This is a genomic window from Streptomyces sp. NPDC002698 (assembly GCF_042888945.1).
Taxonomy (GTDB): domain Bacteria; phylum Actinomycetota; class Actinomycetes; order Streptomycetales; family Streptomycetaceae; genus Streptomyces.
The window spans coordinates 76,881-89,808 of record NZ_JBIAQM010000001.1 but is presented as its reverse complement, the minus strand read 5'-3'; the positions used below and the strand labels follow the sequence as shown (position 1 = coordinate 89,808).

At 70.7% G+C, this 12,928-nt stretch carries 10 protein-coding genes; 2 read left to right on the top strand and 8 right to left on the bottom strand.

What is annotated here, in order from left to right:
• Window positions 1–11: 11 nt before the first annotated feature.
• The 6 genes from ACFYW9_RS00385 to ACFYW9_RS00360 form a co-directional block, all read right to left on the bottom strand.
• Window positions 12–953, bottom strand: coding sequence for a type II secretion system F family protein (locus ACFYW9_RS00385; RefSeq protein WP_389142721.1), 942 nt, complete (start codon window positions 951–953; stop codon window positions 12–14).
• A gap of 133 nt (window positions 954–1,086) precedes the next feature.
• On the bottom strand, window positions 1,087–2,430 hold the full coding sequence (locus ACFYW9_RS00380) for a CpaF family protein (RefSeq protein WP_389142718.1): 1,344 nt from the start codon (window positions 2,428–2,430) through the stop codon (window positions 1,087–1,089).
• A gap of 18 nt (window positions 2,431–2,448) precedes the next feature.
• The gene (locus ACFYW9_RS00375) at window positions 2,449–2,859 is read right to left on the bottom strand and encodes a TadE/TadG family type IV pilus assembly protein (RefSeq protein ID WP_389142715.1); all 411 of its coding nucleotides are present in this window, start codon (window positions 2,857–2,859) and stop codon (window positions 2,449–2,451) included.
• Window positions 2,856–4,475: a CpaE family protein gene (locus tag ACFYW9_RS00370; protein ID WP_389142712.1), complete on the bottom strand. Its 1,620-nt coding sequence runs from the start codon at window positions 4,473–4,475 to the stop codon at window positions 2,856–2,858. The genes ACFYW9_RS00375 and ACFYW9_RS00370 overlap by 4 nt, the downstream gene beginning before the upstream one ends.
• Window positions 4,476–4,667: 192 nt before the next feature.
• On the bottom strand, window positions 4,668–5,381 hold the full coding sequence (gene cpaB / locus ACFYW9_RS00365; RefSeq protein ID WP_389142709.1) for a Flp pilus assembly protein CpaB: 714 nt from the start codon (window positions 5,379–5,381) through the stop codon (window positions 4,668–4,670).
• 371 nt (window positions 5,382–5,752) lie between these two features.
• Window positions 5,753–6,634 (bottom strand): hypothetical protein, encoded by an 882-nt coding sequence (locus ACFYW9_RS00360; RefSeq protein ID WP_351858921.1) that lies wholly within the window; start codon window positions 6,632–6,634, stop codon window positions 5,753–5,755.
• Window positions 6,635–7,017: 383 nt separating this feature from the next.
• On the opposite strand from ACFYW9_RS00360, the gene ACFYW9_RS00355 reads away from it, so the two are divergent.
• Window positions 7,018–8,700, top strand: a complete 1,683-nt coding sequence (locus ACFYW9_RS00355) for a chitinase (protein WP_389143543.1) — start codon at window positions 7,018–7,020, stop codon at window positions 8,698–8,700.
• 260 nt (window positions 8,701–8,960) lie between these two features.
• Window positions 8,961–10,325, top strand: coding sequence for a M14 family metallopeptidase (locus ACFYW9_RS00350; RefSeq protein WP_389142705.1), 1,365 nt, complete (start codon window positions 8,961–8,963; stop codon window positions 10,323–10,325).
• Window positions 10,326–10,403: 78 nt separating this feature from the next.
• Here the strand turns inward: ACFYW9_RS00350 and ACFYW9_RS00345 are convergent, their stop codons facing one another.
• Both ACFYW9_RS00345 and ACFYW9_RS00340 read right to left on the bottom strand, forming a co-directional pair.
• Complete coding sequence (locus ACFYW9_RS00345) at window positions 10,404–11,123, bottom strand: hypothetical protein (RefSeq protein ID WP_389142702.1); 720 nt, start codon at window positions 11,121–11,123, stop codon at window positions 10,404–10,406.
• A gap of 156 nt (window positions 11,124–11,279) precedes the next feature.
• Window positions 11,280–12,803, bottom strand: a complete 1,524-nt coding sequence (locus tag ACFYW9_RS00340) for a GntP family permease (RefSeq protein ID WP_389142699.1) — start codon at window positions 12,801–12,803, stop codon at window positions 11,280–11,282.
• Window positions 12,804–12,928: the final 125 nt, after the last annotated feature.

Below are 12,928 nucleotides of genomic sequence, written 5' to 3'. Positions count from 1 at the left end.
TGATCCCTCCCTCACACTTCGATCTTGCCGAGCCGGCGGATGACGAAGAAGCCCACGGTGTAGAGGCCGAGGGCGAGCAGGACGAGGCCCTGGCCGAGCGGGGAGCCGGTGACGCGGGCGAGGGCTCCCTCGTTCGAGGAGTTGATCAGCACCAGGGAGCCGATGCCGAGGAAGGGGACCGTGAAGGCGGTCGCGTTGACCTCGGAGAGCATCGTGCGGACCTCGCGGCGGGTCTCCTTGCGGTCCTCCAGGGTCTGGGTGAGGTTGCGCAGAGAGCTGACGACGGAGCCGCCCGCCTTGTTGGCCAGGACGAGGGTGGTGACGAGGACGATCAGCTCACGGGAGGGCAGTCGCTGCGAGAGTTCTCCGAGAGCGTCGTCGATCGTGCGGCCCAGCATCAACTGGTCGGCCACATGGGCGAGTTCCTCGCCCGCCGGGGCTTCCAGCTCCTCCGCGGCCATGGCGAGCGCCGTGCGCAGGGCGAGGCCGGCCGCCGTCGCGTTCGCCAGCAGGCGTGCCACGTCGGGGAGTTGGTTGATGAACGCCTCGATGCGCTTCTGGCGCTGCCAGTTGAGGAAGACGCCCGCGCTCCACACGCCGAGCAGGGCGGCGATCGGGCCGAAGAAGGGGGCCAGGGTCGCCGCGGCGATCAGCCACAGGGCGACGACCACGGCGGTGACGTAGGTGAAGAACTCCCCCGCCGTGAGATCGAGTCCGGTGGCCGTCAGGCGCAGGTGGATGGTGCGGCCGAGGCGGGTGCGGCGCAGCCGTCGGTCGACGCCCGCGAAGTGGCGTGCCCTGCCGCCCGCCGTGTGCGGAGCGCCTCCGCCGGTGAGCCGGTCGAGGAGGTCGCGGCGCTGGGCGCGGCCGGAGGCGTAGGTGTGCACGCCCGCGACGGCGAGCGTGCCGCCGAGGATCGTCCCGCCGAGGGCGAGGAGTGCGGGGTCGTTCACTGCTGCCTCCCTTCGGAGGTGAGGGGCTCGGAGGTGGGGGGCTCGGAGGTGGGGGGCTCGGAGGTGAGGGGCTCGGATGCGGAGGGTCCTGTGGTGGCGGATCCCGTGGTGGCGGATCCTGTGGTGGGGTGCGTCAACCGATGGCCTGCCTCGTGTTGTCGAGTACGTCGAGGGCCTCGGCGACGCCGAAGGCCGGCGGCGGCGGCTCGTTGGCGACGTACAGCTTCTCCGCGACCGGCCGCGGGAGCGGCAGGTGCTCGAAGTGGCCCCGCACGACGCGGTCGGGGCCGACCGGGAGGGGCACGAAGCGGGTGACCGGGGTGACGCGGAACTGTTCGCGGCCGTGCGAGACGAGCAGCGCGACCTCCGTGACCTTGCGGGAGCCGTCGGCGTGCCGGGAGAGCTGGACGACGACGTCGACGGCGGAGTTGATCTGGTCCTTGAGCGCCTCGAAGGGGATCTGGACCTCGGACATCGAGCCGAGGGTCTGCAGGCGCATGAGGGCGTCCTCGGCGGAGTTCGCGTGGACGGTGGCGAGGGAGCCGTCGTGGCCGGTCGACATGGCCTGGAGCATGTCGAGGGTCTCGCCGCCGCGGACCTCGCCGACGATGATGCGGTCGGGGCGCATGCGCAGCGAGTTGCGGACCAGGTCGCGGATGGTGATCTGGCCCTTGCCCTCCACGTTCGGGGGGCGTGATTCGAGGCGGATGACGTGCTCCTGCTGGAGCTGGAGTTCGGCGGAGTCCTCGATGGTGATGATGCGCTCGTGGGAGGGGATCAGGCCGGAGAGCGCGTTGAGCAGGGTGGTCTTGCCGCTGCCGGTGCCGCCGCTGACGATGACGTTGAAGCGGGCCCGGACGAAGGCGGCGAGCAGCATGAGCGTCTGTTCGTCGAGGGAGCCGAGGCCGATGAGCTCGGGGAGCGTGTACGCGCGGGGGAAGCGGCGGATGGTGAGGGTGGGGCCGGTCAGGGCGAGCGGCGGGATGATGACGTTGACGCGCTCGCCGGTGGGCAGGCGGGCGTCGACCATCGGGTTGGACTCGTCGACGCGGCGGTTGACCGTCGAGACGATGCGTTCGATGGTCTGCATGAGCTGCTCGTTGGAGGCGAAGCGCAGCGGCAGCTGTTCGACACGGCCGGCCCGCTCGACGAAGATCGAGTCAGGGCCGTTGACCATGATCTCGGTGATGGACGCATCGGCGAGGAGCGGTTCGAGGACGCCGAGTCCGAGTGCCTCGTCGACGACCCGGCGGATCAGCTGGGAGCGTTCGGCGGTGGAGAGGACCGGGCCCTCGCGGCTGATGATGTGGCCGAGGACGCGTTCGAGCCGGGCCCGGCGTTCGGCCGCCGCCAGGCCGGACATCTCGGCGAGGTCGATCTCTTCGAGGAGTTTGGCCCGGTAGACGGCGACGAGGTGTCCGTCCTCACGGGCGGGACCCCCCTCGTCGGGGGCGGCGATACGGGAACGCAGGCTCATGGTGTCGGCTCCTCCCGGTCAGTCGTCGGTGGGCATGGTCGCGCGGCGGGTGACCTCGTAGGGGCCGAAGAGGGGGATGACGCCGGGGACCGTGACCGTGACCGTGGCCGTGGTGAGTTCGGATCCCTGTTCGGTAAAGACGTCCGGGTCCAGCCATCCGCTCACGGCGGCGTGGCCCGCGGCCTCACCCGCCGGGGGGCCGCCCTGTTGCGAGGCGGCCCGCGCGGCGGCCCGCGCTCCGGAGCCGGCCTGGTTGACGCCGTACCCGATGAGCCCGAGCTGGATGGCCGCCATCCCGACGAGCAGCAGGACGGGCAGGAACCCGGTGAACTCCAGGATGGAGACACCCCGGTCGCCCCGGAGCCGGCGTGCGGCAAGGAACCCGCCTGCCGGACGGCGCCCGGCCCTGGCACGGACGTACGTCTTCATCCGTCGTCCCCCTCCAGTGCCGCGCCCGCGCTGCCCTGTACGTGGAAGCCCGCGTCGAAGCCCGGGAAGAAGAGGGGGACGTCGACGTCGACGGTGGCCCGCATGACGGGGCCCGAAGCGGCGCAGGAGATCTCCGCGTCCTTCCAGGAGCCCGGCAGATGCTTGCTCCCGGCCGCGTCGCAGGCGCCCTGGACGTCACCGTGCACCGCGTACGCCGCGGTGGCGGCGCGCGCCGCCTCGTCCGCCGCGTTCCCGGCCAGCGAGTACGAGTACCCGAACAGCACGCACTGCCACAGGATCGTCATGACGACCAGGAGCAGCGGGAACATCCCCGCGAACTCGAGGGTGACGGCCCCCCGGTCGCCGCCCCGGCCGCGGAGCGAGAGCGCGCCCCGGTCCGAGGCGGACGCCTTGCGGCGCCTGCCGCCGGTCCCGCCCTCCGAGGGGACGACGAGACCGAGCTCGGCGGCGAGTGCCCACAGCGCCTGTTTGACGGTCGAGCGGGCGTCCAGGTCCTGGAGCCGGCCCGCGTCGACGACCGACTGGAGTTCCTTGAAGACGGCGGGGACCGTGGAGCGGGCGACCTTGGTTCCGGTGACGCGTTCGACGAGGGACGGCTGGATCTCCGTACCGCGGGCGAAGCGGTTCACGACCGTCGTGGTCTCCTCCGCCTTGCGGATCTGGAGACGGTCCCACATACGGACCATGCGTTTGGCGGCGCGTACGGCGATGACGTCGGGGGTGACGAGGAGCAGGGCCCGGTCGGCCATCTCGACGGCCGCGGCGGTGGCCGAGTTCATCTGGGAGCCGCAGTCGACGACCACGACGTCGTGACGCGAGCGGAGCGCGCCGATGACCTGGCGGGCCACCCGGTCGGTGACCTCCTCGCCCCGTTCGCCCTCGGCGGGCGCGAGCAGGAGGGCGATGCCGCTGTCGTGGGTGTAGACGGCGTCCTGGAGGACGCGCGGATTGATGTCGGTGATGGCCGCAAGGTCGGCCACCGACCGGCGGAACTGCACGTCGAGGTACGAGGCCACGTCCCCGGACTGGAGGTCCAGGTCGAGCAGCGCGACGTTGTGGCCGGAGGCCTTCGCGGCGAGGGCGAGCTGGACCGCGGTGACGGTCGCGCCGACCCCGCCCTTCGCGCCGGTCACGGTGACGACGGTGCCGCCGGGGCCCGCGTACAGCTCGGGCGCGCCGCTGTGCAGGTGGCGGCGCATTCCGGCGGACCAGGCGGCGGCGGCCTGGACGCGTTCGGCGAGGGCGTCGTAGCCGAGCGGCAGGCCGATGATGCCGCGGGCGCCCGAGTCCATGGCGGCGGTGAGGACGCCGGTGCTGGTGTCGGCGGTGATGAGGACGACACCGACGGCCGGGAAGCGCATCACGAGGTCGCGGATCAGGTCCAACGCCGGTACCGGGCCGATGCGTTCGTGGACGAGGACGACTTCGGGGAGCTCGTCGAGGGACTCGGCGGCGAGGCGCGCGAGGGTGTCGAGGAGGGCTGTCGAGTCGGGTACGGGCGGGGCGGGTTCGGTGTCGGCGAGCTGGCTCAGCAGGGTGGTGAGCGCGCGGGCCGAGTCGATGTCGCCGACGGCGGGAAGGATACGGATGGTCATCGGCGAAGCTCCTCGCTCGCGTGCCGTGCGCCGGCCCCGGTGCCCGGTGCCGCGGCGGGCGACGGCACCCCACGGACCCGTCGCCGCGTCCCGGACCAGGGGCCCGGCGCCGGCCGTGTCCGCGTCGCGGGGGTCGGCCTCGTACGCCGCCCTGGGCGCCGCCCCGTGGGCATGGACCTCATGCGCGGCCTCCTACTTGTCCTCGTCGAGGGTGTACGTACGGTCGCCGGGCGCCACGATCGTGTCGGAGCCGCCGGCGACCAGGGCGAGCCGCACGTGCTGGGCGAACGACTCGGCGTACGCGACGCGTTGGGCGTCGGCGGTGCCGAGGGCGAAGGTGATCGGGACGGCCTGGGCGGCGCTGTTGCGCCGGTCGGAGCCGGACTGGTCGGGTTCGAGGGCGGTGAGCCTGCCGACGTCGATGACGCGGGCGTTCTCGACGATCACCTTGGACTGGTCCCTGGCCTTGTCGTTCTCGGCCTTGAAGGTGGCGTAGATGTTGACCCGGGAGCCGGGGTCGATCTTGCCCGCGACACCGGTCGAGGCGTCGATCATGATGGCGATCTCCTGCTGCCCGGCGGCCAGTCGCGGCTTGTCCACGATCATGTCGGCCTGCAGCAGGGAGCCCTTCTCCAGCTGGGTGACGGCGATCTTGCCGCGGACCCGGGAGAGGTCGGTGACGGCGGTGGACGACAGCCACCGCTCGGGCATCGAGATCTTCTCGAACTGGTCGGCCGACAGCTCCTTGTAGGGCGCGATGTCGCTCTTCAGGCGGTACGCCGTGACCTCCGGGCCGACCTTGGAGTTCACGTCGCGGATCACCGAGAGGACTCCGGCGAAGGCGCCGAGGGCGCACAGGACCGAGAGGACCAGCAGGATGACGCCGCGGCGCTGGCGCGAGTTCACTGAATCTCACCTCGTGGGGCGGTACCGGAAAGGGGACCGGGCTGTCGTCGTTCCTGCCGGGGATCCGGGGGCTGACCTCCGGGACAATGCAGCATGTTCAGGACAACCTCGATCTGCGGGGACGGCGGGGTCGGGCGGTGGTGCCTGGTGCGCTGTGCGGTCGTGACTGACGTGCTGTGCGGTGGTGCCTGGTGCGCTGTGCGGTCGTGACTGACGTGCTGTGCGGTGGTGCCTGATGCGCTGTTCGGTCGGCTCTGCGTGTGCTGTGCGGTGGTGCCTGACGTGCTGTGCGGTCGGGTCCGCGTGTGCTGTGCGGTGACGCTCGGTGCGCTGTGCGGTCGCGCCCGGTGCGCGCGTTGTGCACGAGGGGTCTATGTGGCGCCTCGGGGCAGGGCGCGTACCGGAGAGGCTGCCCGGACGGTGGTGGCCGGAAGCTCCTGTGCGGAAGGTGGTGACAGCGGGGCCGCGCAGAACCCGCAGCGGTCACCGATGAGTTCGAGCCCGCACCAGCGGCACTCGTCCCGCCGGACGGAGGAGACGAGCTGGTAGAGGACCGAGACGTCGTACAGTCCGGCGGCGAATTCGACGAGCCGGTTCGTCCCCCACCAGCGGACCGACTCCCCGGGCAGCGGGACGGTGGCGGCGCCCTGGACCTGCCAGGCGGGCGCGAGGGTGGAGGTGACCCAGTCGGAGGGCGGCTGCCCGGCGGCCGAGAGCATCCGGGTCCCGAACTCCGGTCCCGGCAGCTCCTCCTGGCCGACTCTGATCAACTCGGCACGCGGATTGGCGAGGACGGCGAACTGGGCCCCCGGAACCCATGACTTGGCGTGCGACTTCAGGGAGACCGGGACCCGGTCGAGCTTGGCGACCGAGCCGAGCAGGGCGCCGGCGTAGATGTAGTGCGCGAGCAGCCGGGCGGCGGAGGCGAGCACGCCGGGGCTGAAGTCGCACACCGACAGCTGACGCAACTGTTGGGCCAGCAGGGCGATTCCGAGCGGCGGCAGGTCGATGCCGAGCAGCGCGATGCGGTCGCTCTCCAGGACGGAGCGGACGGTGTGCAGCCGTCGGGTGACGGCGGTCTCGGCGCCGGCCGGGTAGAGGGAGATGACATACCCGTGCTGCTCGATGAGCGTGTGCATCCCGGTGAGGGATTCCTCCAGGGTGCCGAGCGGCTGGACGGCCGCCGGCGGGGTCTGCCGGTCGTGCGGCGGGAGCACCAGATCGGGACTGGTGACGGCTATCGCGGTCGGCACGCTGCACACACCCCGTTCGCTGCGGCGGGGTGGTCAACCACCGCCTCAGATCGCCCCTTTGTCGCCAAAGAGCGTCGCGGTCCGTTCCTTCGACGGCCACGGATCGCCACGGTGACGCCCTCTTGCATCAGCACCATATCCACGGCATGGCCCGCTCAACACCGAATCTCCGAGATCATCTCACCGAAGGTGCGGGCGTGATCAACGGAGAGTAAGCCGCCTCAAAACAACTGGGGCTTCCCATAAGGGTGTTGGGAACGTCGTGGGACTTGACAACCAGATTGGTCTGGACCAACTTGTACCCACCGGCGGTGGCCACCGTTCCGTTCCCCCTCCCCTCCCCCACCTCTCCCCTGGAGGACCCAGTGGACCGCGTCACCCGTATGCCCGGACGGAGATGGGCGGGAGCCCTCGCCGCCGTCGTCACGGCGTCCCTCCTCTCCCTCACCGGCCTGGCCGGCCAGGCCCAGGCCGCCGACATCAACAACGTCAAGAACGGCGGCTTCGAGTCCGGCCTGAGCAACTGGACCTGTTCGGCGGGCAGCGGCACGACCGTCTCCTCACCGGTGCACGGCGGCTCGGCCGCCCTGAAGGCCACGCCCGCCGGACAGGACTACGCCCAGTGCTCCCAGTCCGTCGCCGTGAAGCCCAACTCGACGTACACGCTGAGCGCCTGGGTCCAGGGGTCGTACACCTACCTCGGGGTGAGCGGCACGGGGACGACGGACGTGTCGACCTGGACGCCCAACACCACCTGGACACAGCTCTCGAACACCTTCACCACCGGCGCCTCGACGACCTCGGTGACGGTCTGGTCGCACGGCTGGTACGGACAGCCCGCCTACCTCGCCGACGACTTCTCGGTGTTCGGACCCGACGGCGGCGGTGGCGGCGACCCGGCCCCGACGGTCCCGGCGACCCCCGCGGGCCTCGCCGTGTCCGGCACGACCTCCTCGTCCGTCTCCCTGGCCTGGAACACCGTGTCGGGGGCGACCGGCTACAACGTGTACCGGGGCGGCTCCAAGGTCCAGTCGGTGACCGGAACCTCCGCGACCGTCTCGGGGCTCACGGCCTCCACCTCGTACTCGTTCCAGGTCAGCGCGACCAACCCGGCCGGTGAGTCGGCCAAGTCGTCGGCCGTCACCGGGACGACGGCCGCGTCCGGAGGCGGGGGCGGCGGTACGGTGCCCGCGCACGCCGTGACGGGCTACTGGCAGAACTTCAACAACGGCGCGACCGTGCAGAAGCTCTCCGCCGTGCAGTCGCAGTACGACATCATCGCCGTCGCGTTCGCCGACGCCACGAGCACGCCGGGCGCCGTGAGCTTCACCCTCGACTCGGCCGGCCTCGGCGGCTACACCGTCGACCAGTTCAAGGCCGACATCAAGGCCAAGCAGGCCGCGGGCAAGAAGGTCATCATCTCCATCGGCGGCCAGAACGGCACCATCTCGGTGAACGACTCCGCGTCGGCCACGAACTTCGCCAACTCCGTCTACTCCCTGATGCAGACGTACGGCTTCGACGGCGTGGACATCGACCTGGAGAACGGCCTCAACGCGACCTACATGTCCCAGGCGCTGCGCTCGCTGTCCGCGAAGGCCGGCTCGTCCCTGGTCATCACCATGGCCCCGCAGACCATCGACATGCAGTCCACGTCGAACTCGTACTTCCAGACCGCGCTGAACATCAAGGACATCCTCACCGTCGTCAACATGCAGTACTACAACAGCGGTTCGATGCTCGGCTGTGACGGCAAGGTCTACTCGCAGGGCTCGGTCGACTTCCTGACGGCGCTCGCCTGCATCCAGCTCCAGGGCGGTCTCGACGCGTCCCAGGTCGGCCTCGGCCTCCCCGCCTCCACCAGCGGCGCGGGCAGCGGCTACGTCTCCCCGACCATCGTGAACAACGCCCTCGACTGCCTGACCAAGCTCACCAACTGCGGTTCGTTCAAGCCCTCCAAGGCCTACCCGGGCCTGCGCGGCGCGATGACCTGGTCGACCAACTGGGACGCCTCGGCGGGCAACGCCTGGTCGAACGCGGTCGGCCCGCACGTGCACGCACTGTAGTTCCGGACCGCCGCGTCACCCTTCCCCCGGCGGTGCCCCTTCCGGCCCCGTTCGCCGCAGCCGCGGCGAACGGGGCCGGTGCCGTTTCCGCGCGGCCGGTTCCCGCCGACGGCCCTTTGTCGTCCCTTGACCTGCTCATGCCATAACCCTCACCATGAGCGCCACACCCGCACCATGCACGTCACCTTGAGCCACCCCCCGGCTCCGCTCCCCCACAATTCCGGAGATCCCGGAATTTTCCGGAGAAACAAGGAGACTTCATGCGATTTCGCCCACGTGGCAATGGCAGCGCCGACGGCCAGGGCAGAGGCCGCCGACGCGGCGCCGCCCTCGCCGTCCTCGCGGCCCTCGCCCTCGCGGCTCCCCTGACCGCCGCCGCCACCGACGCCACGGCGAGCGGGGCCAGGGTCCTCGCGCCCTCGTCCGACGACGTCCGGCAGTACGAGATCCACCAGAGCTCGACCCCCGCCTCCCGGACACAGATCCAGCGGTCGGGCGTCACCGTGGACGAGGCCGACGAGGAGACCGTCGTCGTATCGGGCCGCGCCGACCAGATCGCCACACTGCGCCGGCAGGGGTACGACGTCTCGCCGCTGGGCTCGGCGCCCGACCGGTCCGCCGGTGACGTACGGCTCTTCGACTTCCCGACGGCGGACTCGAAGTACCACAACTACGCCGAGATGAACACGGAGATCGACCAGCGGCTCGCGGCCTACCCGGGCATCATGAGCAAGCGGGTGATCGGGAAGTCCTACCAGGGCCGGGACATCGTCGCCATCAAGGTCAGCGACAACGTGGCGACCGACGAGAGCGAGCCCGAGGTCCTGCTCACCTTCCACCAGCACGCCCGCGAGCACCTGACCGTGGAGATGGCGCTGTATCTGCTGCGCGAACTCGGGGCCGGCTACGGCAGCGACTCCCGCGTCACCAGCATGGTGAACAACCGCGAGATCTGGATCGTCCCCGACCTCAACCCGGACGGCGGCGAGTACGACATCGCGAGCGGCTCCTACCGCTCGTGGCGCAAGAACCGCCAGCCCAACTCCGGTTCCTCGTACGTCGGCACGGACCTGAACCGCAACTGGAACTACAAGTGGGGCTGCTGCGGCGGCTCTTCGTCCTCCAAGTCCTCCGAGACCTACCGCGGCGCCTCGGCCGAGTCCGCGCCCGAGGTGAAGGTGGTCGCCGACTTCGTACGGGGCCGGGTCGTCGGCGGCAAGCAGCAGATCACCGCCGGAATCGACTTCCACACCTACAGCGAGCTGGTGCTGTGGCCGTTCGGGTACACCACCGCCGACACGGCCACCGGAATGACGGCGGACGACGCCGCCGCGTTCAAGGCCGTCGGCCAGAAGATGGCCGCCAGCAACGGGTACACGGCCGAGCAGGCCAGTGATCTGTACATCACGGACGGCTCGATCGACGACTATCTCTGGGGCAGCCAGAAGATCTTCGACTACACCTTCGAGATGTACCCGTCGTCCAGCTCCGGCGGTGGCTTCTACCCGCCCGACGAGGTCATCGAGCGGGAGACGTCCCGCAACCGGGACGCGGTGCTCCAACTCCTGGAGAACGCCGACTGCATGTACCGGTCCATCGGCAAGGCGGCCCAGTACTGCTCCTAGGGCCCGGCTCCGGCCGAGGCGGCCGGTGAACGGGGATCCGCGCGCCCTTCCTGACCGGCGCGCGGATCCCCGTACCCCTTACGGCTTCTCGCTCTTGCCCTTGCCCTCGCCCTTGTCGTCCTCGCCCCGGCTGTCGGCCTCAGCCGTCACCTCGACCTCGGCCTCAGCCGCCGTCTCGGTCTCGGGCTCGACCTCAGCCGCCGCCTCGGGCTCGACCTCTGGTTCGGGCTCGACCTCGGGCTCGGCCTCGCCGTCCTCGAAGTAGGCGTCCAGGACGGCGTCGAGCTGCTCCTCCCACTCCTTGAAGCGTGCCCGGGCGTTGGCCTCTATCTCGATCGGATACCAGCGGCGCTCCGGCGTGTGCACCGTGATGGTGAACCGCTTGCCGAAGCGCGGTGACTCCGTCTCGACGGCGCCGATCTCGTCCCAGCGGAACTCCGCCTCCTGGTCGTCCAGGCGCAGCCGGACACCGCTGTGGTCGGCCCTGATCGAGGCGCGCCGGTCGGAGGCCTCGAAGACGGGGCCGTCGGGGACGGCCCCGGATTCCGGGTCGGCCTCGGAGGCGGCCTCCTCCTCGGACGCGGACTCCTTCGGGGTCTCGGCGGCGGGCGCCTCGTCGGACGACGCGCCGTCGGAGACCGTCTCCTCGGCGACCGTCTCCTCGGCGACGGCCTCCTCGGTCTCCGCGACCGCGTCCTTCGGCTCCGCCGGCACGGGTGACGTAAGCCCGGGGATGTACGCCGGGTTCACCGCGGCTGCGTCCAGGGGCTGACTCTTCGAACCTATGCGCTGCTCCACAGCGGGAAGTATGGTCGAAGATCCTGTGCGGGGCACAGTCAGCCCCGAATTGGCGATGCCTCTGTTACACGAAGAGAGTCATCTCGGCCGTAGGGACAGGCCGGCGGGCGCCGTACGGCGGCGCCGGCCCCGGCCGGACAGATCCTGGGACAAGCCCTAGACGAAGAGGCTGACCACGGCGGCCACGGCGAACCCGGCGACGGACAGCACCGATTCCAGGACGGTCCAGGTCCTGAGGGTGTCGCGCTCGCTGATGCCGAAGTACTTGGCCACCATCCAGAAACCGCCGTCGTTGACGTGCGAGGCGAAGATCGAACCCGCCGAGATCGCCATGATGACCAGGGCGACGAAGGCCTGGGAGTGGTGCCCCTCGGTGAGCAGGGGCGCGACGATGCCGGCCGTGGTGACGATCGCGACCGTCGCCGAGCCCTGGGCGACCCGCAGGACCAGGGAGATCAGATAGGCCAGGAAGATCACCGGGAGGCCGACGTCGTTGAAGGTGTCCGACAGGGCCTGGGCGACCCCGCTGGCCTTCAGTACGGCGCCAAAGATGCCGCCCGCGCCGACCACGAGCAGGATGTTGCCGACCGGCTTGAGGGACGAGGTCGACACCGTCTCCAGGGACTTGCGGGACCAGCCGCGCCGAATGCCGAGCAGGTAGTAAGCGAGGAGCAGGGCGATCGTGAGGGCGACGAACGGGCTGCCGAAGAACTCGATGACCGAGCGCGGGGTGGAGGGGTCGAGCGCGATCGAGGAGAAGGTCGCCGCGAGGATCAGCACCAGGGGCGTACCGATGATGCCGAGGACCGTGCCGAGCGGCACCGGCTTCTCCCGCGGCTCGGCTCCGTCCCCCGGGCTCCCGGCCTCACCCGGCGAGGAGACACCCGCGCCCCGCTGTTCGGCCGCGACGGCCCGCTTGGCCTCGGCCGCCGCCTCGACCATGTCCTGCGGTACGGGGACGAAGAGGCGCTTGCCGATCCAGGCGGAGTAGACCCAGGCGGCCAGCACCGCGGGGATGCCGCAGACGATGCCCATGAGGATGACCCAGCCGAGCTGGACGTGCAGCAGTCCGGCGGCGGCGACCGGGCCGGGGTGCGGCGGCAGGAAGGCGTGGGTCATCGACAGGCCGGCGAGCAGCGGCAGGCAGTAGAGCAGGATCGACTTGCCGGACCGCTTGGCGGCGGCGTAGACGATCGGCGCGAGGACGAAGATGCCGACGTCGAAGAAGACCGGGATGCCGAAGATCAGGCCGGTCAGGCCCATGGCGAGCGGAGCCCGCTTCTCTCCGAAGAGGCCGAGCAGCCGGGAGGCCAGCACCTCGGCGCCGCCGCTGACTTCGAGGATCGCCCCGAGCATCGTGCCGAGTCCGATGATGATCGCGACATGGCCGAGGATGCCGCCCATGCCCGTCTCGATGACGGACACGGCGGTCGACCGCTGGACCGTGCCGAACAGCTCGGTGACCGGGAGTCCGGCCGCGAGGCCGACGGCTATGGAGACGGCGAGCAGGGCGACGAACGGCTGGAGCCTGACCTTGATGATCAGGAAGAGGAGGAGCGCGATACCGAGGGCGGCGACCGTGAGCAGTCCGGCCGTTCCGTCGAGAAGGAGCAGGAGACCACCGGTGTGCGGTGGTGTCTCCGGGGCCGGGGCTGTCGCTGCGAGCGGGTACGACGACATGTCGGAGGGCCTCTTTTTCGTCAGTCCGTGGGGGCTTTCGGGCAGGGCGGATCGCGGTGCGGCACCCCGGGGTCGGTGGGGTGCCGCACCGTGACGTCGTACGTGGTGCGGGGATCGCGCGGGCC